Origin of the sequence: [Bacillus] enclensis (assembly GCF_001456935.1) — a bacterium.
Classification (GTDB): domain Bacteria; phylum Bacillota; class Bacilli; order Bacillales; family Bacillaceae_B; genus Rossellomorea; species Rossellomorea enclensis.
Window position 1 is genome coordinate 620146 of sequence record NZ_KQ758483.1, and the last position, 23102, is coordinate 643247.

Annotated in this window: 19 protein-coding genes; 17 read left to right on the forward strand and 2 right to left on the reverse strand. The window is 43.5% G+C overall.

All coding sequences use genetic code 11. From position 1 onward, the window contains the following. Positions 1–89: 89 nt before the first annotated feature. The 4 genes from spoVS (at position 90) to AS034_RS10765 (ending at position 4200) form a co-directional block, all read left to right on the forward strand. The gene (gene spoVS / locus AS034_RS10750) at positions 90–350 is read left to right on the forward strand and encodes a stage V sporulation protein SpoVS (RefSeq protein WP_032088761.1); all 261 of its coding nucleotides are present in this window, start codon (positions 90–92) and stop codon (positions 348–350) included. Positions 351–503: 153 nt separating this feature from the next. Beyond that, complete coding sequence (locus AS034_RS10755; protein WP_058298448.1) at positions 504–1427, forward strand: dipeptidase; 924 nt, start codon at positions 504–506, stop codon at positions 1425–1427. Between the two features lie 160 nt (positions 1428–1587). Then, positions 1588–3330, forward strand: coding sequence for a 2-oxoacid:acceptor oxidoreductase subunit alpha (locus tag AS034_RS10760; RefSeq protein WP_058298449.1), 1743 nt, complete (start codon positions 1588–1590; stop codon positions 3328–3330). Positions 3331–3333: 3 nt separating this feature from the next. Further along, positions 3334–4200 carry a 2-oxoacid:ferredoxin oxidoreductase subunit beta gene (locus AS034_RS10765; RefSeq protein WP_032088758.1) on the forward strand — a complete coding sequence of 289 codons (867 nt, stop codon included), beginning with the start codon at positions 3334–3336 and terminating at the stop codon, positions 4198–4200. A 50-nt stretch (positions 4201–4250) separates the two neighbouring features. Here AS034_RS10765 and AS034_RS10770 read toward each other — a convergent pair whose 3' ends face one another. Next, the gene (locus tag AS034_RS10770) at positions 4251–5306 is read right to left on the reverse strand and encodes a coiled-coil domain-containing protein (RefSeq protein ID WP_058298450.1); all 1056 of its coding nucleotides are present in this window, start codon (positions 5304–5306) and stop codon (positions 4251–4253) included. A 333-nt stretch (positions 5307–5639) separates the two neighbouring features. Between AS034_RS10770 and miaB the strand changes: the two genes are divergently transcribed. The 3 genes from miaB (at position 5640) to AS034_RS10785 (ending at position 8817) form a co-directional block, all read left to right on the forward strand. After that, the gene (gene miaB / locus AS034_RS10775; protein WP_058298451.1) at positions 5640–7208 is read left to right on the forward strand and encodes a tRNA (N6-isopentenyl adenosine(37)-C2)-methylthiotransferase MiaB; all 1569 of its coding nucleotides are present in this window, start codon (positions 5640–5642) and stop codon (positions 7206–7208) included. A 1-nt stretch (position 7209) separates the two neighbouring features. Then, on the forward strand, positions 7210–7641 hold the full coding sequence (locus AS034_RS10780) for a YlbF/YmcA family competence regulator (protein ID WP_032088755.1): 432 nt from the start codon (positions 7210–7212) through the stop codon (positions 7639–7641). Between the two features lie 639 nt (positions 7642–8280). Next, positions 8281–8817, forward strand: a complete 537-nt coding sequence (locus AS034_RS10785; RefSeq protein WP_032088754.1) for an outer spore coat protein CotE — start codon at positions 8281–8283, stop codon at positions 8815–8817. A gap of 371 nt (positions 8818–9188) precedes the next feature. Here the strand turns inward: AS034_RS10785 and AS034_RS10795 are convergent, their stop codons facing one another. Next, positions 9189–10175, reverse strand: a complete 987-nt coding sequence (locus AS034_RS10795) for a YeiH family protein (RefSeq protein ID WP_058298453.1) — start codon at positions 10173–10175, stop codon at positions 9189–9191. A gap of 132 nt (positions 10176–10307) precedes the next feature. Here AS034_RS10795 and AS034_RS10800 point away from each other — a divergent pair, with 132 nt between their 5' ends. The 10 genes from AS034_RS10800 (at position 10308) to AS034_RS10845 (ending at position 23061) form a co-directional block, all read left to right on the forward strand. Further along, entirely contained in the window at positions 10308–12473 is a 2166-nt protein-coding gene (locus tag AS034_RS10800; protein ID WP_058298454.1) for a DNA topoisomerase III, read from the forward strand. A 97-nt stretch (positions 12474–12570) separates the two neighbouring features. Further along, a complete protein-coding gene (locus AS034_RS10805; protein WP_058298455.1) occupies positions 12571–13089 on the forward strand; it encodes an ankyrin repeat domain-containing protein in 519 nt (172 codons plus the stop codon). A 261-nt stretch (positions 13090–13350) separates the two neighbouring features. Further along, positions 13351–14799: a carbon starvation CstA family protein gene (locus AS034_RS10810; protein WP_058298456.1), complete on the forward strand. Its 1449-nt coding sequence runs from the start codon at positions 13351–13353 to the stop codon at positions 14797–14799. A gap of 1113 nt (positions 14800–15912) precedes the next feature. Continuing rightward, entirely contained in the window at positions 15913–16803 is an 891-nt protein-coding gene (locus AS034_RS10815; protein WP_058298457.1) for a nitrilase-related carbon-nitrogen hydrolase, read from the forward strand. 119 nt (positions 16804–16922) lie between these two features. After that, complete coding sequence (locus tag AS034_RS10820) at positions 16923–18278, forward strand: NAD(P)-dependent oxidoreductase (protein WP_058298458.1); 1356 nt, start codon at positions 16923–16925, stop codon at positions 18276–18278. Positions 18279–18301: 23 nt separating this feature from the next. Next, positions 18302–19588: an NAD-dependent dihydropyrimidine dehydrogenase subunit PreA gene (gene preA, locus AS034_RS10825; protein ID WP_032088722.1), complete on the forward strand. Its 1287-nt coding sequence runs from the start codon at positions 18302–18304 to the stop codon at positions 19586–19588. 15 nt (positions 19589–19603) lie between these two features. After that, on the forward strand, positions 19604–21031 hold the full coding sequence (hydA, locus tag AS034_RS10830; protein ID WP_058298459.1) for a dihydropyrimidinase: 1428 nt from the start codon (positions 19604–19606) through the stop codon (positions 21029–21031). Between the two features lie 139 nt (positions 21032–21170). Then, positions 21171–22622 carry an NCS1 family transporter gene (locus AS034_RS10835; protein ID WP_032088720.1) on the forward strand — a complete coding sequence of 484 codons (1452 nt, stop codon included), beginning with the start codon at positions 21171–21173 and terminating at the stop codon, positions 22620–22622. Positions 22623–22652: 30 nt separating this feature from the next. Further along, on the forward strand, positions 22653–22856 hold the full coding sequence (locus AS034_RS10840) for a hypothetical protein (RefSeq protein WP_032088719.1): 204 nt from the start codon (positions 22653–22655) through the stop codon (positions 22854–22856). 19 nt (positions 22857–22875) lie between these two features. Further along, positions 22876–23061, forward strand: a complete 186-nt coding sequence (locus AS034_RS10845; RefSeq protein ID WP_058298460.1) for a hypothetical protein — start codon at positions 22876–22878, stop codon at positions 23059–23061. The last annotated feature ends 41 nt before the right edge of the window (positions 23062–23102 follow it).

A 23102-nucleotide genomic window follows, 5' to 3' on the forward strand; every position in this document is an offset into this window, starting at 1 on the left:
CTGAATATAGTAGCAGTGGAATCATTTATACCAAGTTTGTTCTTTACCACGGACATGCGGTATGGGGGAAATGACAAGGAGGAAAAGGAATGGAAATATTAAAAGTTTCAGCAAAATCTAATCCTAATTCTGTAGCTGGTGCACTCGCCGGTGTTCTTCGTGAGAGAGGGGGAGCTGAGATTCAGGCAATCGGGGCAGGTGCTTTGAACCAGGCAGTAAAAGCAGTTGCGATTGCAAGAGGATTTGTGGCTCCCAGTGGTTTAGATTTGATATGTATTCCTGCTTTCACAGACATACAGATTGATGGGGAAGAACGTACAGCGATCAAATTGATTGTGGAGCCCAGATAATTAGTCAGGTTGCAGTCAATGTGGATTATACGTTCTAACTTTTTATTCGGAAGTCCAAAAAACAAGGCTGTTCGTTAAAGATTTTCTTTAGTGGACAGCCTTTTTATGTTTTATTATAGTACATATATGATTGAAGGAGGAATTGAATACTTTATGATCTTTGACGCTCATTGTGATGTATTGATGAAACTGTATCTTGATCCCGATAAATTATCGTTTCAGTCAAAGGAAGATATGCATATAACATATCCTCAATTGAAAGAAAGAGGATCCAAAGTGCAATTATTTGCGATTTATATACCATCCTATTTAAAACCGGGTCAAAGATTTCAGGCAGCTTTAAATATGGTGAATCTGTTTCACAAAAGGATCATTGAACCTCACCCGGATGTTAAGTTCGTCACATCCAAAGAGGATATCGATAATCTTCAAAAGCATGAAACTGGGGCAATGCTGACGCTTGAAGGAGCTGAAGCGGTAGAAGAAGACATAGGGAAATTGGAAACGCTGTACCGCCTTGGTGTGCGTTCTGTGGGGCTGACGTGGAATTGGGCCAATGCAGCCGCTGATGGTGCACTTGAGCCGCGCGGCGGGGGGCTGACCAATTTTGGATACGAAATGATTGATTTCCTGAATGAAAAGAGAATTTGGACTGATGTATCCCACTTATGCGAAAAATCATTTTGGGATACGCTTGAAGCAGCCCGATTTCCGATTGCATCACATTCAAATGCATATTCCATATGTCCAAGTCCAAGAAACTTGAAAAACGGACAAATAGAAGCTCTAATAAACAAAGACAGTGTAATAGGGGTTACTTTTGTCCCCCAGTTCCTAAATAAAACAGGCAGTGCGGAACTTACTGATATCATTAGGCATATTGAGCATATATGCAGCCTCGGAGGCGAGGAGCATGTTGGATTTGGATCTGATTTTGACGGGATCGATACGACAGTGAAAGGGTTATCCTTTTACAGGCAATATGATAATCTGATAGGAACCCTGCAGAGATATTATACCGATAAGCAAATTAAGAAATTCCTATATGGGAATTTCAATAGAAGGATTAAATGCTAGAGTAAAAACCGGCCCTCGCACGGCCGGTTTTTATTTATCACGGTTCAGGGAGTAGTGATTTAAAGCGAAAAGTGATAAACTTATTTAGTACGTATATATTAGAAATCTTGAATTTTAATAAAATCAAGAAATCATAGACCTGTAAGAAGGGGTGTAATATATGAAGGAACAACTTTCATGGAAAGTTGGCGGTCAGCAGGGTGAAGGGATCGAAAGCACCGGTGAAATTTTCTCCATTGCACTGAACCGCCTGGGCTATTATCTATATGGATATAGACATTTCTCCTCACGCATAAAGGGAGGACATACAAATAACAAGATACGGGTAAGCACGACCCAGGTCCGGGCAATTGCTGATGACCTGGATATTCTGGTGGCATTTGATCAAGAGACAATCGATGTGAACTATAAGGAACTGCATAATGACGGTGTCATCATTGCAGATGCTAAATTCAAGCCTGAAAAGCCAGAAGACACAGAAGCTTCATTGTACATAGTGCCTTTCACGGAATTGGCTTCGGAGCTTGGTACGTCCCTTATGAAAAATATGGTCGCTGTCGGCGCCACATGCGCTGTCCTTAACTTGGACCCTGAAGTATTCAAGGAAGTCGTTGAAGAAATTTTTGGACGCAAAGGTGAAACCGTAGTAGAGAAGAACATGGAAGCGATCAGACAGGGATATCAAGTCATGAAAACAGAGCTGGGGGATAAAACAGGAGCCCTGCAGCTGAAAGAAGCTGATGGACAAAAACGGATGTTCATGATTGGAAATGATGCCATCGCACTCGGTGCATTGGCAGGCGGCGTCAGATTGATGGCAGCTTATCCGATCACACCTGCATCGGAGATCATGGAATACCTGATTAAGAAGTTACCGATGGTCGGAGGCACTGTCATCCAGACAGAGGATGAAATTGCAGCTGCCACGATGGCGATTGGTGCGAATTATGGAGGAATACGTTCATTTACTGCGTCTGCAGGACCGGGTCTCTCTCTCATGATGGAAGCAATCGGTCTCTCAGGCATGACCGAACAGCCCCTCGTAGTAGTCGATACACAGCGGGGAGGACCTTCTACAGGACTTCCTACTAAACAGGAACAATCTGATCTGATGGCCATGATTTATGGTACACACGGTGAAATACCTAAAATCGTGCTGGCACCAAGTACCGTTCAGGAAGCTTTCTACGACACAGTCGAGGCTTTCAATCTTGCCGAAGAGTATCAATGTCCGGTCATCATTCTTTCTGACCTTCAGCTTTCCCTCGGAAAACAAACGGTTGAACCGCTAGATTACAGTAAAGTGGAGATTCGCAGAGGAAAACTGGTCAAAGAACAGGATCAATTGGAAGAACTGGAACCGAAGAAATATTTCAAGCGCTATGAAGTGACGCCTGATGGCGTTTCGCCGCGTGTAACGCCAGGGATGAAAAACGGTATCCACCATGTGACCGGAGTAGAGCATGACGAAACAGGAAAGCCTTCCGAATCACCTGTGAACCGTCAGGCGCAGATGGACAAGCGCATGCGTAAAATCGAAAAAATCAACTTCAATAACCCGGTTCATATTCATGCGCCTCACGAAGAAGCCGATTTATTATTGATTGGTTTCAACTCCACAAGGGGTGTGATCGAGGAAGCGATGAACCGTCTGGAAGCGGACGGGTTGAAAGTGAATCACGCGCATATCAGGCTGATTCATCCTTTCCCTGCAGAAGAACTCGAACCATTGATGCAAAAAACCAAAAAAGTGGCTGTCATCGAACATAATGCTACAGGACAGCTGGCAAGCATCATAAAGATGAATGTTGGCTACGGCAGTAAAATCAAGAATATGACGAAGTACGATGGAACTCCATTCTTGCCGCACGAAGTATATTCAAGATGTAAGGAGATGAACTAATCCATGGCTACTTTCAAAGATTTCAGAAATAATGTTAAACCCAACTGGTGTCCGGGATGCGGTGACTTCTCCGTACAGGCATCAATCCAGCGCGCAGCAGCAAATGTGGGTCTTGATCCAGAGAATTTAGCGGTCGTTTCAGGGATAGGCTGCTCAGGACGTATTTCGGGTTACATCAATTCCTATGGTTTCCATGGAATTCACGGTCGATCCCTCCCTATTGCACAAGGTTTGAAAATGGCAAACAGAGACCTTACCGTCATCGCATCCGGAGGGGACGGGGATGGATTCGCCATCGGACTCGGCCATACAATCCATGCCATCCGCCGAAATGTAGATATCACATACATTGTAATGGATAACCAAATCTATGGACTGACAAAGGGACAGACTTCACCGCGGTCCTCTTCAGGATTCAAAACGAAGTCAACCCCGCAAGGATCAATCGAACCGGCTCTTGCACCGATGGAAATGGCTTTGACAGCTGGCGCTACATTCGTCGCCCAAAGCTTTTCATCTGATTTGAAAGAACTGACTGCACTGATTGAAGCCGGTCTGAACCATAAAGGTTTTTCTTTGATCAACGTATTCAGTCCCTGCGTCACCTATAACAAGATAAACACATACGACTGGTTCAAAGAGAACCTGACGAAGCTTGCCGATGTGGAAGGCTATGACCCATCCAACCGCGAACAGGCGATGAATGTCCTGATGGAAAAAGAAGGGCTTGTGACAGGATTGATTTATCAGAATTCTGAACAGCCTTCTTATCAGGAACTGGTGGCCGGTTATTCGGAGGAGCCGTTGAACTCTCATGAATTAAAGCTTGATGATGAGACGTTTAATGGGTTGTTGAAGGAATTTATGTAATTGAAAAGTAAAAGGCTGGTTTTCCGTATGGGAAGACCGGCCTTATTTTTTTAATTGTTTTTTGATTGTACATTTTCTTTTTCATAAGCTGCTTCTTGTGGAATATTATGGATTATATTAGGCTGAGTTCTCTTTTGTTTATCCACCATACGCTTCATATCGAATATATGGCCGGTCAGCTTTTTATGTGATTCTCTAAGCGATTCGATTTCTCCTATAAAGTGACTGAAGGTTTCTTCCACATCCTTGAATTTCGAGTTTATCATTTTGCTATGTTTTGAAATAAGAGAAGCATGAACGGTTTCGAGTTGTTCCATTTTTTCTTCCTGCTCATTTGCCCGTTTATCGATGTCGGCAAATTGGGATGAGAGCCACCATTCATTTTCTTCAATCGTCTTCTCATATTGCTGGAAGATTTCCTTGACAAATTGCATATTTTGTTTCTCTGCGGATATAAGCTGTTCTTTGGATGATTCTAATGCAGCAAGTGTATGACTGCGTTCGGCTGTGAGCTTCTCCAGTTCCTCAGTTTGCGAGATCAAATTAAACAGGATTTCTTTTTTTGTTTCCTCCGAATGGCTTAATGCTTTATTCAGATCCTTTATATGATCTTTTTGGCTCTTAATTTGTGCTTTCATCGCATCGGATTTGCTTACTAGGTTTTTATTATCATTCAAAAGCTGTTTGTTATGTGAAGACAGCTTATGATTGAGATCTTCAACCCTGGTCAAGGATGCTGAAAGGTTTTTTTGACTCAATTCATATTGAAGGAGCTCTTTACCCAATTTATTCAGTGCTTCTCCCTGCTCATCGATTGTGGCTTCTTTTTTGCGCAGAAGCATGTGCAGCTCCAGGATCTCTTCTTCCAATCTTTCTTTGGCTTCTTGAAATCTGCTTCGATCACGGATCAGTTCATGTTCTGTCGTTTTATGTGTATTTATTTGAGAGTAAAGTTCCTTAATTTCTTCTTCCTTGTCGTTGAGAATATCTTTATAATGTTTGGCCTCCGCATATGAATAGCTTTCCTTTACCCTTTGAAGGGTCTTTTTTAATTGTTGAATTTCAGATTGAAGGTATAGGGTTTCCTGTTTCTCGATGTTGTACATGGGAGGCGTTACTCTTTCTTCTATTTCAATCTCCTCCTTGGGTATTTGTCTTACTTTACGTTATGCGTTTAATTTGCTTGCAGTTCCTAAACTGGAGCCCATTTTTAAAATTGGGTCTCACCAGAGGCCCGGCTTGCTTCTCCTGCAATTTTGATTCGGAAAATTAGTTGAGAACAAATTTCGACAGTTGGTGCTCTCTATTGTGAAAGCCCCTAAAAACCTTTATACTGTTATAATGTGAAAGTATATTTGTATGCTTTACTAATACGGATTTTATAATAGAAGAAACCGGTCTATTTTCGTTTGTTATAGAGTTAGAAAGGGGAGTTTTTCATGAACGAAGAGCAACGCAAACACGGGCAGCAGGCGAAGTCAGATATTCCAACGGACCAAAAATCCGAAAAGGATTACAGTAAGTACTTCCAAAGTGTCTACATTCCGCCGTCATTGAAAGATGCGAAAAAACGCGGAAAAGAAGAAGTGAAATATCATAATGATTTTGCCATTGATGATCAGTATAGAGGATTGGGCGAAGGCAAGAAGTTCTACATCCGTACTTATGGCTGCCAGATGAATGAACATGACACAGAAGTCATGGCAGGGATTTTCATGGCCCTCGGCTATGAAGCGACATACACGACAGAAGATGCAGATGTCATCCTTTTGAATACATGTGCAATCCGGGAGAATGCTGAGAACAAGGTGTTCGGGGAACTCGGACATTTAAAGCACTTAAAGCGGGAAAAGCCTGACCTTTTGATCGGGGTTTGCGGCTGTATGTCCCAAGAAGAAGCGGTAGTAAATAAAATTTTGAAGACATATCAACAAGTGGATATGATTTTCGGGACCCACAATATCCACCGTCTTCCACAGATCTTATCAGATGCTTACATGTCTAAAGCCATGGTCGTCGAGGTCTGGTCCAAAGAAGGGGATGTTATCGAAAACCTTCCCAAGGTCCGCCGCGGCAACATCAAAGCGTGGGTGAACATTATGTACGGGTGCGATAAATTCTGTACATACTGTATCGTTCCTTATACGCGCGGAAAAGAACGGAGCAGACGTCCAGAAGAAATCATTGCCGAAGTTCGGCACCTGGCAGCACAGGGTTACCAGGAGATCACACTTCTTGGTCAGAATGTAAATGCGTACGGTAAAGATATCGAAGACCTTGATCATTATGGACTGGGTGACTTGATGGATGAACTGCGTAAGATCGATATCCCGCGTATCCGTTTCACAACCAGCCACCCGAGGGATTTTGATGATCATTTGATTGAAATCCTTGCTAAGAAAGGGAACCTGGTGGAACATATACACTTACCGGTTCAATCAGGCTCGACACCTGTCCTGAAAATTATGGCACGTAAGTACAATCGTGAGCAGTTCCTTGAACTGGTCAGGAAAATTAAATTGGCCATGCCTGATGTTGCATTGACAACAGACATCATTGTCGGTTACCCGAATGAAACGGAAGAGCAATTCGAAGAAACACTTTCACTTTACAGGGAAGTGGAATTCGAAGCGGCTTACACATATATTTACTCTCCTCGTGAAGGTACGCCGGCAGCCAAGATGAAAGACAATGTACCGATGGATGTCAAGAAAGACAGGTTAAGAAGACTGAATGCAGTCGTCCAGGAATGTTCGGCAAAAGCACTGAAGAAATATGAAGGTACAACGGTTGAAGTCCTGGTTGATGGGGAAAGCAAGAAAAACCCCGATATACTAGCAGGATATACAAGAAGAAACAAGCTGGTGAACTTTAAAGCACCGAAAACAGCAATCGGTAAGATTGTAAAAGTTAAAATCACAGATACAAAGTCCTGGTCATTAGATGGTGAAATGGTAGAGGTTGGCCAGATAGGTTCAGAATTTCAAGAAGCGGCAGAGGTGAAGTAAGATGGCAAAATACACAAAAGACGATATCATGAAAAGAGCAGAAGAGCTGGCGGAAATGATCGCTGAAACAGAAGAAGTGGATTTCTTCAAGCGTGCTGAATCACAGATCCATGAAAATCAAAAAGTTCGTGAAATGATCGCAAGCATCAAAAGTCTGCAAAAGCAAGCTGTAAACTTCCAACACTACGGTAAAATAGAAGCATTGAAAATGGTGGAAGCAAAAATCGAAAACCTTGAAAAAGAAATCGATGAGATTCCAGTCGTGCAGCAATTCAAGGAATCGCAGACAGACGTCAATGATCTGCTTCAAATCGTGGCTTCCGTTATTTCCAACAACGTAACGGATCACATTATCGAATCAACAGGCGGAGACATTCTCCGCGGAGAAACCGGCTCCCAGGTTAAAAATTCAACCCCCGGAAGCTGCTCATAAGCATTAAGGAAATATAATTGTATGTTAAACAAGACCAATGCCATGAAGAGAATTCTCTTCATGGCATTGGTCTTTCTTAATGAAAACCCTTTCTAGCGGTAAATTGGAGTGCAGGACGAAACCTCCCGACATTAGCAGAAGGGCTTAGAGGCGTGTGGCTTAAGGCAAATGGACCTGGAAAGCCCTCATTGCCTTCTTGGTCGGTTTGTCTTATGACATGTGCCTCTAACCCCTGCAGCTAGACAAAAGAAAAGCGGAGGCGGCTTGCTCAGCCCCGACAAGCATAAGATGAATGGGCCGGAAAGGCGTTTTTTGCCTTTTTGGTCCATTTAGCTTATGACCTCGAGGGGCTAGCCGCCGGAGCTGGACAGGATCTGTCGCGAGAATGCGACGAGGAGGCTAACGGGCTACCCGTGGAAAGCTAAGTCTTGCACTGAAATCAGTAGCGGTGTTAAAAAGTTGGTTTAAGTAACATAGGCGCCATTATTAATGTCCCTATACCTTTTAGGGAACATTCAATAGGTATTCGCATACAATACATTATCTCGCAACAATCCCATTATGCAATAAAATTTTCTCGCACAAACACCTAGACAGTCGCATAAGATGAATTGAAAATGAATGAGGAGGTTCGCTCGAATGGCAGAATATAGAGAGATTATTACAAAAGCGGTCGTAGCGAAGGGACGTAAATTCACACAATCCCATCATACGATTAGCCCGCCGCATAATCCATCGAGCATTTTAGGCTGCTGGATCATCAACCACAAGTATGAAGCACACAAAGTAGGCAAGAAGGTGGAAATACACGGTTCATTTGAAGTAAACGTATGGTACTCTCACAGTGACAATACGAAAACATCCGTAGTAACTGAAAGAGTCGATTACTGTGATGAAATCAAACTCAAATACCGTGATCCGGATGTCCTCGATGATATCGAAGTTTGTGCGCGCGTACTTCAACAGCCGAATTGCTGCGAAGCGGTGATTTCACCAAACGGTAATAAAATCATTGTTCATGTTGAACGGGAGATCCTGGTAGAAGTTATCGGGGAAACCAAGGTCTGTGTGCTTGTTAATCCTGAAGGCTGCGATGATGATGACTGGGATTGCGATCTAGATGATGAAGAATTCGAAGAGCTAGACCCAGACTTCTTAGAGGGAGTAGAAGAATAGCATGTGCTAGGAAGACGGCCTCTTCCTAGTTTTTCTTCTGCAATACTCAAAAAAGAGATGACTCATTTCCAAACTTCTAACCATACATGATGGAATAATGATGAATATCTTACAAGAGCGTCTCATGGATGCTCTTTTTTATTTTTATAAAAGGCTGTTTTCTAAAAGTTTGTTGCTTTTCGTACATTGGTCAGTAGTTGGGATGCAGCTTGTGAACGTGCTCTTTTCGAACTCAAGCTTAAACAAAAAACAGGCGTACCACTCGAAAATACCCAAGTTCCGGTATTTTCTTGCGTGTAAAGCAACAAAGTATGCGAAAAGAGCTTTATAAAACTAAAAGGCAGCTGTTTGCAAGCTGCCAATCTGGTGATTTATAAAATGAAAAAAAGACTGATCACAGCACAGGTAACAGAGGCAATCAATCCAGTCAGCAATGGTTTAAAACCAAGCTGAGATAAATCTTTCAGCCTGACCCCAAGTCCGACCGCAGCCATCACCATGATGATCATGAACTTCGAAAGTGAATTAAGGGTTTCTTCTACAAATACTGGTATGACTCCAATGGTATGAAGTATCGATACTCCGAGAAAAAGGAAGATGAACCACGGAAAAGCTTTCTTTAATGATACTGCACCAGCAGAAGCCTCGTCCCTTAACATAAATGGGAGAAGAAACATGACAGGGATTAAAAAGAGGGTACGGGCCAGTTTCACAGTAGTGGCAACCTCACCCGAAATATCACCATAACTGTAACCGACAGCTACGGCGGAGGATGTGTCATGAACGGCAGTCCCAGCCCATATCCCGAATGCTTGCTGGGATAATCCCAGCAGATGTCCGATAATCGGATAAAAAATGAATGCAATGATATTGAAGAAAACGATAGTGGACAATGCGTATGCTGTTTCATTCTCTTTTGCCCCGATGATTCCCTTTACAGCAGAAATAGCAGTGGCTCCGCAGATGCTCGTTCCTATCCCGATCAATAGACTCAGCCTGGTGTTGATGCCCAGTAACCTGCCCACTGCATAGGTGACACTGATGCCAACGGTGACCGAAATAAAAATGATCCATAATGCCGATTGTCCGATTTTCATAATTTCCAAGAGGCTCAACCCCACTCCAAGGAATACAATGGCCACTTTTAACAGCTTCTTTAACGTGAATTGTATGCCGGGGTCCCACGAGCTTGGAAGATTGATTGCATTCCGCAGAATCATTCCGATGATAATGGCGAATAAAAGGCTTCCGGCCAGTGGAAACCACGAGCCTAATACTTTTGAAATCATACTGATTATTAAAATGAAAACAATCCCGATCGTTTCCTTAGGGAGGAATTTCTTTAATTGTTTATGCACTGTTGCAGCTCCTTCTTTAAAAATCCATTTTCTAAGTATAATATATTATGAGAGTAAAGGGGAACCAAAACCGTAGACTTTTTATGTTACTATAGAAAGATACTCAAAGTTTTTCGTTGAAAGGATTTTATTATGAAAAAGACATTAGTGCTTGCAGAAAAACCTTCTGTGGGCAGAGATATTGCAAGGGTGCTGAATTGCACGAAAAAGGGTAATGGATTTATTGAAGGAAATAAATATATCGTGACCTGGGCACTGGGGCATCTTGTCACACTCGCAGATCCAGAGACTTATGATGACAAATACAAATCATGGAATCTGGAAGATCTGCCTATGATGCCTGCAGCATTGAAACTTGTGGTGATCAAGAAAACCGGAAAGCAGTTCAATGCAGTAAAATCGCAGATGAACCGTCAGGATGTCGGTGAAATTGTCATTGCCACGGATGCGGGACGGGAAGGGGAACTCGTTGCACGCTGGATCATCGAAAAAGCGAGAGTGCAAAAACCTCTTAAACGGCTTTGGATCTCTTCCGTGACGGATAAAGCGATTAAAGAAGGATTCAATAAGCTCAAGGACGCAAAAGGTTATGAAAATTTATATCAGGCTGCCCAGGCAAGGTCAGAAGCAGACTGGTATGTAGGCATGAACGCAACAAGGGCATTGACGACCAAGTATAATGCTCAGCTTTCCTGCGGGCGGGTGCAGACCCCCACATTGAGTATAATCGAACAGAGGGAAGAGGAAATCAAGAAGTTCAATCCTAAGACGTATTACGGCATTAAAGCGGTTACGGATAAAGGCACCTTTCTATGGACTAACTCAAAAGGGGATACAAAAACGTTCTCCCAAGATGAAATCAATAGTATCCTGACGTCACTGAAAAATGTGAAAAGCGGCACTGTCCATTCAGTGAAAACGACGTTGAAAAAACAATATGCACCGTCACTCTATGACTTGACGGAATTACAAAAAGATGCCTATAAGATCTATGGGTTCGGTGCCAAAGAAACACTGTCGATCATGCAAAAGCTTTATGAACAGCATAAACTCGTAACCTATCCGCGTACCGACAGTAAGCATCTGTCATCTGATATTACAGATACACTAAAGGACCGTCTGAAGGCAGTCAACGTCCAGCCTTACCGCCCTGCTGTAAATAAAGCTCTGCAAAGCTCCATGAAGCTGTCTAACGCATATGTAGATGACCGGAAAGTAAGTGATCACCATGCGATTATCCCCACTGAGGAGACCGCTTTCTTTGGAAAGCTTTCTGACAGGGAAGCAAAAATTTATGACTTGATCGTGAAACGTTTTCTCGCGATATTCCTGCCTCCATATCAATATGAACAGACGAGAGTTGAAATGACTGTCGGCAAGGTGCATTTCCATACAAAAGGCAAAAGGGTAAAAGAAAAAGGCTGGAAAGATGTATATGGATTTGAAACGGATGAAGATCAGTTACTGGGGAAAATGGAAAAAGGGACTGAACTCAGACTGCTTTCTATAAGCGAAACGGAAGGGCAGACCACTCCTCCTGGCCGTTTTAATGAGGGGACGCTGCTTGCCGCGATGGAAAATCCAGCAGGATTCATGAAAGAAAGCAACAAGGAGCTTTTGGAAACGATAGGGGAGACAGGCGGCCTTGGAACGGTTGCAACCCGCGCCGACATCATTGATAAGCTCTTTAACTCAGGCTCGATGGAACAAAGAGGGAAAGAAATCCACCTTACTTCCAAAGGAAAGCAATTACTGGACCTGGCGCCTGAAGAGCTGCGTTCACCTTCCCTCACAGCCGAGTGGGAGCTGAAACTGGATAAAATCGCGAAAGGGTCCATGAAAAAACGAGAATTTATTGAAGAAATAAAAACATATACGAAAAAGTCCGTTCATGAAATTAAAAATTCCAATAAAAAATTCTCACATGATAACCTGACCGGAACAAAATGTCCTGATTGCGGAAACCTCATGCTTGAGATTAAAAATAAAAACGGAAAGAAATTGGTTTGCCAGGACCGGGAATGCGGTCATCGTAAAAATATCAGCAAGAAAACAAATGCACGTTGCCCGAATTGTCATAAACGTTTAGAACTTCGCGGAGAAGGAGACGGCCAGCTGTTCGTGTGCGTATGCGGCCATAAAGAAAAACTTTCAACCTTCAATGAGCGGAGAAAGAAAGAGAAGCACAATAAGGCAAGTAAGCGGGATGTAAATCAATACTTAAAGACGCAGCAAAAAGATGAACCGGTGAACACGGCCCTCGCCGATGCTCTCGCAAAATTAAAACTTGATCAATAGTAAATGGAAAAGATAGGGACCACTGATAAAGTCCCTATCTTTTTTATGATTATATTGATAGAATATTCATAATAATATAAAGATTGAGGTGAGCATGATGACGCCTGTTACTGTAAAAGGTTTCTTCACAGCCATACAAGAAGGTAACGCTGAAGTTGTAGAAAAGTCATTACAAGCAGATACTAATCTATGTAATGCAGAGGACGAAAACGGGTTGATTGCACTCGGGGTTGCAGCACACTATGGACAGCTGGAGATTGTCCGGCTATTAATGAATTACGGGGCAGATATTAATTCTGCTTCAAATTCAAAAGTTTCATATATTCCTTCCAATAGTGCCCTGCACGCAGCAATAGCTGGGAAAGCACCTAATGAAATGATAGAGTTCCTGCTGCTCGAAGGCGCAGATATCAACAGCATTGACTCAGCTGGTTATTCTCCTATGCATATCGCAGCTTTTGACGGGGATGAAGACTTAGTCTTGCTGCTTCTGAAATTCAAGGGTGACCCAGAGAGCAGGAATGCAGTCAGTCAGAAATCACCTTATGAAATCGCACATGATAGAGGGAACAGCGGTTTCATAAACGCATGTGAGAGCTACTCAAATCAAATTTAATTTAGCCCGTTTACCCATGAAGCCAGCCGGCTTCTTTTTTTATTGTGAAAAAGCACCCAGGATCCAAGTTTTTATAGGGGTAAAATCGAAAAATTTTTTCCGATCAATGTAATCCCTTACATCATTGGTGCATAGGGAAATTTAAGAACACTTAATTAGTATATATTATCTGAAAAAATAATCTTTTTAGAAAATTCTGTTGTTATTTGTCGTCTGACGTATTACAATGAATCTTAATTTCATCGAGGGGAGGACATCTAGATGCTGACATTTCTTGCATCAGTCTGTATTTTAGTAGCTGGTTATTTTATTTATTCAAAGGTGGTAGAAAAGATTTTCGGTATTGATGACGGGAATGTCACACCTGCCTATGCAAGTAAAGACGGATTTGATTACATGCCGATGAGCTGGTGGAAGGCAAGCCTGGTCCAATTACTGAATATCGCAGGGCTTGGTCCGATTTTTGGTGCCATACTCGGTGCTTTGTATGGACCGGTTGCATTCATTTGGATCGTTATCGGTACACTTTTTGCAGGAGCTGTCCATGATTATTTCTCCGGCATGTTGTCACTGCGTCATAATGGAGCTCAATTTCCTTCATTGGTAGGCAGATACTTGGGGAGACATGTTCGGTCAGTAATGAATATTCTTTCAATCATCTTGATGATATTGGTTGCAGCAGCATTTACTTCAGGACCTGCTCAATTGATGGCCGAAGTGACACCTTTATCATTCATGGCATCATTAATAATCATTTTTACATATTTCATTCTTGCCACAGTGCTGCCAATCAACAAAATTATCGGAAAGATTTACCCGATTTTCGGTGCAGTCCTGGTATTCATGGCCTTGGCAATCGGGATAGGATTGTTCTTCTTTGAACACCCCGTTCCCAACCTTACATTTGCCAACTTGCATCCTCAGGAGCTTCCATTATGGCCATTGTTGATGGTAACTGTTTCGTGCGGTGCGATTTCAGGTTTTCACTCCACACAAAGTCCGATCCTGGCAAGGACGCTTAAGAAGGAAAGCGAAGGGCGAAAAGTATTCTATGGAGCAATGGTTGCAGAGGGGATCATCGCATTAATCTGGGCTGCTGCCGGGATGGCTTTCTTCAATGGGACGGGAGGACTTCAGGAAGCACTTGCTGCAGGGGGCCCTGCAGGAGTTGTAAATGAAATCAGCAAAACGACTCTTGGAACATTGGGCGGCATTCTTGCGGTACTGGGTGTCATCATCCTCCCGATCACAACCGGAGATACTGCACTGCGTTCCTCGAGAATGATGCTTGCAGATCTATTATTTGATTGGAGAAAGGAAGAATTGAAAGGGAAATGGCTGCCGGGGCTGCTCGTTATCCCTGTAGCACTTCCCACTTTCCTGCTGACTCAGATTGATTATACATTCCTTTGGAGATATGTCGGCTGGTCGAACCAAGTAGTGGCGACTGTCATGTTATGGACGGCAGCTGTTTATCTGCTTCAAAATCAGAAGTTTCATTGGATCTGCAGTCTCCCGGCTCTGTTCATGACAGCTGTGGTAAGCTCATATATCTTTTACGCACCGGAAGGTTTCCACCTTCCTTACAAAGAATCCATGATCATAGGAGCCGTCATCTGGACAGCCGTCCTCATCTGGTTCATCCGCCAGCTCCTGAAATATCGTCCAATCGGACAGAAGTCGTTAAACGTAAAATCAGTAAACTCATAACTTATTGAGGCTGGAACAAAAGTATTTTAATTAAAAACCGAACGAATTTGCCTGGGATGCAAACTCGTTCGGTTTTTTTTGATGTTCACATATGATATTTACTAGTCTCAGCTCTTTCCAGAGGTTGATTGGAATGGTTTAAGATATAAGATACGAAAAAAAATAGAAGCCTAAGAATATGACTTGAAGGCAAACCGGAAAGGAAAATCCACTTGCCTCCTGTGTGATATATCTAAATAGATTAAATCACGTTCCGAGTTAGTGGATCAGACCTTTATACGGAAAGATAAAATGTGAAAACCCACGAATATCAGAGTGTTAACCGCAGTAGAGACTTTTGCCTTCGTGCCGTGTTCTTATCTTCTGTTCCATCAAAGAAAAAGGAGGATCAAGAAGAACTATAATAAGTTTCAATCCATTTATTCAGGATGGAAATGTGTAGACTTATTCATATTCAAAACCGGTTCCAGCGATTGATTGGAGTGCAAAACGTAGACTCCTAACAGAAATGCGGAAGGGCTTTGCTTAGAGGCGTGTGCATAAGGCGAATCGGCCACGAAGGCGTTCTTTGCCTTCTTGGGCGGTTTGACTTATGTCAAGTGCCTCTAAGCCCTGCAGCTGGACAGTTCCCCACTGGAAATTAAGAGGAGGCTCACCAACCGCCCGCGGAAAGCGAAGTTTTGCGCGGAAATCAATAGCGGAATAAAGAACCTATACTAATATTGTCAGTCTTTATAGGGTAGCATTTTAATTCTGTCCCAGTCTTATTTTTGTTTCTAATAATTTCTGAATATTTTGTCGATAATTAACGAAGTTTTCCAAAGAGAAACCCTGATTATTTTACAAAATTCGCAGAACGCTTATGCTAACGTTATATCAACTCCTATAAATAGTTTATTCTATTTTTAGAATATACATAATGACCAATAGTCAAAGGAGCTGATTTTACATAGTGTATAGTGCAATTACTTTTTGTACAAGTTAAAATGAGTTGAAAAGACAAAATATTCAGACATTACTAAATCCGTGAAAATCAGTAAGCGTGCTTCTATAATCAACAAAGCTGTAAGCGCTTACTATTTTATTTAATCTATCAGTCTAGGAGGAATAGGGATGTCAGACAAAGTGAAAATTGGTCTTATTCAAGCTTCTCATGATGTGGACGGAAGCGAACCGGTAGAGGTCCATAAAGAAGAATCAACTAAAAAACACATTCAGTTGGTAAGGGACGCAGCAAAAAAAGGTGCTCAAATCATTTGTCTGCAGGAGATTTTCTACGGACCGTATTTTTGCTCGGAACAAAATCCCAAATGGTATGATTCTGCAGAGGAAATTCCAAATGGCCCTACTACGAAACGCTTTCAGGATCTTGCAAAGGAACTGAATGTCGTTATCGTCCTGCCAATCTATGAAAGAGAAGGGATAGCTACCTATTACAATACAGCTGCCGTGATTGATGCAGACGGATCATATCTGGGCAAATACCGGAAACAGCATATCCCGCACGTTGCAGTCGGCAGTGAAGGGTATGGCTTCTGGGAGAAATACTATTTTAAGCCGGGAAATCTTGGCTATCCGGTATTTGATACGGCTTATGCCAAAGTGGGTGTTTACATCTGTTATGACCGCCACTTCCCTGAAGGTGCCAGATTATTAGGGTTAAAGGGAGCCGAAGTCGTTTTTAATCCGTCTGCGACAGTGGCGGGGCTTTCTGAATATTTATGGAAGCTGGAGCAGCCCGCACATGCGGTTGCGAACGGTTATTATCTTGGGGCAATCAACCGGGTAGGTTATGAGGGGCCATGGAAGATGGGTGAATTTTATGGACAGTCCTATCTGGTAGATCCCCGCGGAGGATTTGTCTCAATCGGGAGCAGGGATAAGGATGAAGTGATAATCGGGGAAATGGACAAGAAAATGATCCGGGAGGTAAGGGATACCTGGCAGTTTTACCGGGACAGAAGACCTGAGACATATAACGAAATGACAGCATTGCTGCCTTAAGTACTGCTGCTTCTTTTGAAAATAAGGCTGACATCGACACGCTCTTAGCATGTATTCTTTGTCGGCCTGCATTTATTTGTTCAGTGAATTCATTACAGGGTGAATAGGGGGAAACTATTTTGTCCAAAGCATTATCACTGTTGAATCTTGAAGAGAATTTCCAGGAGGCCCATGAAGGTTTATCCAAAAGGGATGCCTTGGAAGAAGCGAATCGATGTTTGTACTGCTATGATGCACCTTGTATACAAGCATGTCCAACCGGAATTGATATTCCTTCTTTCATAAAGAAGATAGCATCAGGGAACCTAAAAGGTTCTGCAAGAACGATCATGAGTTCGAATCCAGTCGGAGCAAGTTGTTCAAGGGTGTGCCCGACTGAAGAATTATGCGAAGGCGCATGTGTTCTCAATCACTCCACAAAACCGATCATGATCGGTGATCTGCAGCGGTACGCCACCGACTGGGCCCGGCATAATGAAGCTGTCTTATTTGAAGCTGGGGAGCCGAACGGCAAGAAGGTCGGAATTGTCGGCGGGGGCCCGGCAGGTCTTTCGGCAGCAAGGGAATTGGCGCGCTTTGGTTATGGAGTGACGATCTACGAAGCTGCGGAAGAAGCCGGGGGATTGAATACTTATGGCATTGTTTCTTTCCGGCTGCCTCAAAGCATCTCGTTCTGGGAAGTAGATCAAGTCCGAAAGTTAAATGTGGAAATACGGACAAATACAAAGGTCGGGAAAGATATTTCTGCAGAAGAAATACTCGACAGTCATGACTATGTCATCCTCGCGGCAGGCATGTCCCATGTTCCGCCGCTTGGTATTGAAGGGGAACACCTTGATGGGGTGTACGATGCGATCGAATTTGTGAAATCAACAAAAAGCGGTGAGATTTCAAAAGAGTATGTAGGGAAGAAAGTTGTTGTCATAGGGGCAGGAAATACAGCCATAGACGGCGCGACATGCTCAGTCCGGCTCGGAGCGGAAAATGTAAAAATTCTGTACCGCCGTACGCTTGAAGAGATGACTGCTTATGATTTCGAGTATGAGTTTGCCAAACAGGACGGGGTTGAATTCCGCTGGCTGACGGCCCCTAAGAGAATAATCGGAAACGAAGAAGGCAGGGTCATCGGAATCGAATGCTTGAAAATGAAACTTGGTGAGCCGGGAGAAGATGGACGACGGCGTCCTGTCCAGGTAGAAGGGTCGGAGTTCACATTGCCGGTAGATGCTGTCATTAAGGCGATCGGGCAGACAAGGCATAATTCCTTAATCCAACAATTTAAATTAGAGCATAAGGACGGCGTTGTGAAAGTCGATAAAGAGACACTTCAAACGTCCAATCCGAAGGTGCTTGCCTGTGGAGATGTGATATTCGGTAAAGGTATAGGGGAAGCGATGGTCGTTACAGCCGCGGAACAAGGAAAGCGGGCTGCTTATCATCTGCACAGTAAACTGACGTCTCTTCAGGTGAATTAAGATTTGTTACAGGGGGGAAACACATGGCAAATTTAAGTATTGACTTAGCAGGGATTAAATCACCCAATCCTTTTTGGCTGGCCTCGGCACCACCGACAAACTCGGGCTATCAGGTGCAGCGGGCGTTTGAAGCCGGATGGGGAGGGGCAGTATGGAAAACGCTCGGGGAACCGATCATCAACGTCTCGTCAAGGTTTGCCGCAGTAGGTTTTAACGGTCAGCGTGTTGCGGGCTTCAACAACATCGAGCTCATTACGGACCGGCCGTTGGAAGTGAATCTAAAGGAAATATACGAAACAAAAAAGCGTTTTCCGAATCATGCCATCATCGCTTCCCTCATGGTCGAGCCAAAGCAGGAGAAATGGCATGAAATCGTAAAAAAAGTGGAGGACATCGGGGTAGACGGATTAGAGCTTAACTTCGGCTGTCCGCACGGAATGGCTGAGAGAGGAATGGGCGCTGCGTCAGGACAGGTGCCAGAGCTGGTCGAAAAACAGACGTATTGGGTAAAAGAGGTTGCCAAAACGCCTGTCATTGTTAAATTGACTCCGAATATCACAGATATAACCGTTACGGCAGAATCAGCGGTGAAAGGCGGCGCTGATGCTGTGAGCATGATCAATACGATCAACAGCCTGGCCGGGGTCGACCTTGACAGCTGGAATACCATTCCTCATGTTGCCGGAAAAGGCGCTCACGGTGGCTACTGCGGTCCTGCTGTCAAGCCGATTGCCCTGAATATGGTGGCAGAATGCGCTCGGAATCCCCGCATTAATGTACCCATTTCAGGAATGGGAGGCGTTTCAAATTGGCAGGACGCCGTTGAATATATGCTGATGGGAGCGACAGGAGTACAGGTTTGTACTGCAGCCATGCATCATGGTTTCAGAATAGTTGAAGACATGCTTGATGGATTGAATAATTATCTTGACGAAAAAGGTATAGCATCCGTTCAGGAGCTGGTAGGGAAATCAGTTCCGAAATATTCTGATTGGGGGAATTTAGACCTTAACTACAGCATCGTGGCAAAAATCAACAATGATGTATGCATCAATTGCAATAAATGCCATATCGCCTGCGAAGATACCTCGCATCAATGCATCGACATGCTTAAAGATCCTCATGGAAACAGTTATTTAAAAGTACGCGAAGAAGATTGTGTCGGATGTAATTTATGCTCGATCGTCTGTCCGGTTGATGGAGCGATCGATATGGTCGAAGTACCAAGCGGACATATGCCGATGACATGGAATGAACGCCAGGCTGCCGTCGGGAAGTTAACGCAGTGTGAAACGAATGCAGTGAAATAATCGGGAGGGTGAATGATGAAAAAAATCATTAAAAACGGAACAATTGTCACAGCAGCAGATATGTATAAGGCAGATGTCCTTATAAAAGGAGAAAAAATCATTAGTATAGGAAAAGATTTCGATGAGAATGATGCAGAAATCATTGATGCAGAAGGGAAGTATATCTTTCCCGGTGGAATTGACCCGCATACCCATTTGGAAATGCCGTTCGGCGGAACCGTCTCTAAAGATGATTTTGAAACAGGAACGATTGCTGCTGCCTTCGGCGGGACGACGACCCTCATTGATTTCTGTCTGACTGATAAAGGAAAGCCGCTTCAAAATGCGATCGACACCTGGCACGCAAAGTCTAAAGATAAGGCAGTGATTGATTACAGCTTTCACTTGATGATCGGAGAGATCAATGATGAAGTATTAAGACAGCTTCCGCAGGTGATTGAAAATGAGGGAATTACTTCCTTTAAAGTGTTCATGGCATATAAAAATGTGTTCCAGGCTGATGATGAGACATTGTTCCGTACGCTCGTGGCGGCAAAAGAACTTGGTGCCCTTGTAATGGTGCATGCGGAAAACGGGGACGTCATCGAGTATTTAACTGAAAAAGCACTTGCAGAAGGAAAAACAGACCCAATTTATCATGCTTTGACAAGGCCGCCTGAGCTGGAAGGGGAAGCTACGGGGAGAGCAGCCAAGCTGACAGGGCTTGCTGATTCACAACTGTATGTAGTACATGTATCCTGTTCGGAAGCGGTAAAGCAAATCGCCGAAGCCAGAAGCAAGGGGTTGAACGTATGGGGAGAAACCTGCCCTCAATATCTGGTGCTCGATCAATCTTACTTGGAACGTCCTAATTTCGAAGGTGCGAAGTATGTATGGTCCCCTCCGCTCCGCGAAAAGTGGAACCAGGAAGTATTATGGAACGCCCTTAAAAGCGGTGAGCTCCAGACTCTGGGGTCAGATCAATGTTCTTTCGACTTCAAAGGCCAAAAAGAATTGGGACTCGGGGATTTTACGAAAATACCAAATGGCGGGCCGATCATCGAGGACCGTGTATCCATCTTATTTTCGGAAGGAGTGGAAAAAGGGAGAATCACATTAAATCAGTTCGTAGATATCATGTCCACGAGGAGTGCGAAGCTATTTGGACTTTATCCGCAGAAAGGAACCATTGCTGCAGGATCAGATGCTGATGTGGTGATTTTCGATCCGGATGCGGAGCGTGTCATTTCTGCTGAGAACCACCATATGGCAGCAGACTATAACCCGTTTGAAGGGATGAAGGTCAAAGGTGAAGCTGTCTCTGTTCTATCCAGAGGTGAATTCGTCATCAAAGATAAAGAGTTTGTGGGCAAATTGGGGAAAGGAAAGTATATCAAGAGAGCCAGATACGGTACTCAGCTTTCAAGGGAAGAGAGAGAAAACTTGCAGCCTTCTAAATCCTAGCAGCACTCTACTATTGAATTTTGCTTAATCGCAGAACAGCTCCTGCATGAGAAGGGGAGGAGAAATTCCTCCCGTGTCCCATGCCTCTCTTAATGCGTTTGGTTTTGCCATTTGAAGCAAACAAAAAGGAGTGTTCAATTTGAAAACAAGCTATTTAAAGTCACCTGATCTACTGCCGGTAAAAGAAAATGAAAGAAAAATCACGGGACTGGGCTATTCATTCATGTGGGTCGGCATGGTCGTAGTGCTCGCAACCTTTGCCATCGGGGGCGCAGGAGTCATGTCTTTACCCCTCCCCCTTGTCCTGCTGGCTACTTTGATCGGCTCTCTGGCCATTGGGCTGTTCATCACCCTTACAGGGGACATAGGTGTTGAACATGGATTGTCATTTCCTGTATACATGCGGGCTCCTTTTGGAACGATTGGCACTCATATTCCTTCATTAGTCAGAGGTGTTGCTGCATCCATGTGGTTTGGGATCAATACCTATTTCGGTGCAACCGCGATGAATGGCATTTTAAATCTCCTATACGGATTCGATAACTGGTTTGTATGTTTCCTTATTTTTGCATTATTGCAGCTCGTCAATACCGCACTTGGAATCAAAGCGGTCGAAAGGTTTGCAGATCTTGCAGCTCCGGTCATCATTCTGATTTCTGTATGGATGTATTCTTCTTTATCAGATACAGCAGCAGTGCAAGGGAGGGATATCTGGGGATGGGTGGAGAGTCCTGTAACAGGAGGAGCAGCTGTTACTGCATTTCTTGTAGTCATTTTCAGCAATATGGGTTTCTGGGCGACTTTGGCAGCGGATATTCCCTCGATTTCAAGGTTTATGAAAGCACCTCGAAATGAGAAAAACTGGTTTAAGCGAAATAAGAATCCATTGATTGGAAATCTGATCACTTTGCCGATTACGCAGACATTCATGGTATTAATTGGAGCTGTATCATATATCGCAGTCCTGAATTATGACCCTGTCATAGCCCTTCAGGAAGCAGCCGGCGGATTGGTTCTGGGCATCCTGCTGCTTATGATTGTGCTGGCACAATGGTCAACTAATATTGCTGCAAATGTTGTTCCTGCTGCGACCATTTTTTCAAACGTAGGAGGACCTAAGTTTCCATTCTGGGCAGGTGTGTTTACTGCGGGAGTTGTCGGTACGCTAGTACAGCCTTGGAATCTATTTGGAGTCATCATTCCGGTCCTGCTTTTCATAGGGGGGATTTTATCCGCGATTGTGGGGATACTTGTAGCTGACTATTATTTAATCAGGAAGCGACGGGTGAATGTCCCTGCTTTATATGAAGATCATGGTCAATATAAATATATGAACGGGGTAAACCTGGCTGGCTTTATTGCCTGGATTATCGGAGCAGTCGCCTCTTATTTTGTTCCAAGCTTTTCATTTCTGGTTGGTTTTGGTGCAGGGGCAATCTTCTACTATGTCCTGGCAAAGTATTGGTGGTTCAAAAAGTACGAACAGGCTGAACTGCTTGACCCGGATGATGATAAGTATTTAGGCATCTCTGCAGGGAGAGATTGGGAGATTGATAGTGAGAGTGACAAGTCCGTTGAAGAAGCAGGATGACGAATAATAATATAGCTGGGGGGTTCGCCTATGTCGGAATACCAGGAATTCTTAAATGAACGGGATAAAATAGACTTTCTATTACAAAAAGGGTTCAGGATAGAAAAAGTGACCGAAAATCTGAGCGGGGCATTTGTCGTATTTAAACATAAAGAGAATAAGAGAAGTGCGACACTTCATATCAAGACAGCGAATGCCAGGAAGTACTTTTCCAATCTATTAATTCAATCATAATTTCGAAAGGGGGATTTGAATGGAGAACCTGCCTGAACATGAAGCAGACAATGATGGTCTGATGAAACTTCCTGCAATCATGCACACGCCGGAAGACCTGGTGGAATGGATGTTATCTTTTTTGACTTCAACCGATAAGCCGGTTGATGAATGGGAGCGGATCTGCCACTCAGAGGTTCACATTTTGATCCCAGGAAATGAGTAAAGGGTTGGTTCAGCCAATCCTTTTTATCTTTTGATCTTGAA